This window comes from Kitasatospora sp. NPDC059803, from assembly GCF_042732255.1.
Classification (GTDB): Bacteria; Actinomycetota; Actinomycetes; order Streptomycetales; family Streptomycetaceae; genus Kitasatospora.
The window spans coordinates 23,324-24,596 of record NZ_JBHWIJ010000114.1; the positions used below are offsets into that span (position 1 = coordinate 23,324).

1 protein-coding gene is annotated in these 1,273 nt (G+C 72.9%); it reads right to left on the bottom strand.

Annotated elements, in window-relative coordinates:
• On the bottom strand, positions 1 to 1,004 hold a 1,004-nt coding region (locus tag ACFV6I_RS19615), incomplete at its 3' end, for an Acg family FMN-binding oxidoreductase (protein ID WP_380426608.1).
• Between the last annotated feature and the right edge of the window lie 269 nt (positions 1,005 to 1,273).

Sequence of the window (1,273 nt, forward strand, 5' to 3'; positions counted from 1 at the left end):
CTGTTCTCTAGACGCCCCCGGGGGGAGGGCTGCTTGTGCCACAGCCCCCCCCGGCGACGCGGGCTGGCCGCACCGGACGGACCGTAGCCGAGGCGCAGCACGAGCTGGACGTGCCCGGGTCCCTCGTCCGTATCGCGCAGACGCCAGCGGGTGTCCGGGATCTCCACGGCCTGGTGCAGGACGGAGGCACGCAGGCCGCGGACGGTGGCCAGCAGCCAGACCCGTTCCATGGCCTGTCCGGTGCGCAGCCAGTCTGCCCGGCTGTCGAGGTGGGTGGTGAGGGTGGCCAGTTGCGGCAGCGCCTCGAAACGTTCGGCCGGGGTGCTGTGGTGCGGCGGGTGACCGTCGAAGCCGCGCATCGGGACGCGGGCGTCGCGGTCGTGCGAGCCGAGGGCGGCGAGCGGGATGCCGTCGTAGGAGGGCTCCAGCCGTAGCCAGCGGTGGGTCTCGGCCTCGCGGGTGACGTCGGCGGCGATCCGGGCCTCGGCCTCGGAGGTGAGGGCGAGCACGCGGCGCACCCCGTCCTCCTCCAGCACGGTGAGCGTGACGCCTTCGTCCCGGCCAGCCGAGATGAGCTCGGCGACCAGTGCCTCGGGGACGTCCCGGTTGGTGAACGGCTGCCGACTGGAGTGGCGCCCGGCAATGGCCGGGTAGAGGTCGGCACCGAAGGGCAGCGGTGTGCGGGCCTGCGTGGAGAGGTCGAGCACGGCACACGGTTGCGCGCCTTCGCCGGACGGCAGCAGCCGGACGGCGGCCTCGCGGCCGAGGTGCGCGGCGGCCACGCGCAGATTGAACAGGGCAGCGCCGATCGAGATGTGCAGCGCCCGAAGGTCCGGGTCGGCGGCCGGAACGGCCCGGCTCAGGTCGGCGTGGACCTCCAGCCCGAGCAGGTCGGGCGTGGGACGGAAGCGCCAGGGCTGGCTGTTGTGCAGCGAGGGCGCCAGGCCTCCGGCTTCGGCCAACAGGTGCAGATCCGCAGTGGTGAGGGCGGTTTCGGTGGTCATGGTTGATCACTCCCTGTTCTCGGCGGGGAGCTCCGGTAGTTCAAGCATCCGCCGATCCGGTGATGCCGAGCGAGGGTCCTAAGGCCCTGGCCCCACGGCCGAGCGGCACCGGTGCCCGCCGACGCGTCCCGGCCGACTCCCCGACCACGGAAGTACCGCAACTCGCATCCACCGACCGAACAGGTTCTTCGGGCCTCCTGCGAACCTCAGGAGGCCTGCTGCTGGACCGGACCGGGCGACAGCAGCCGCGACACGAGGGTGCGGGTCCA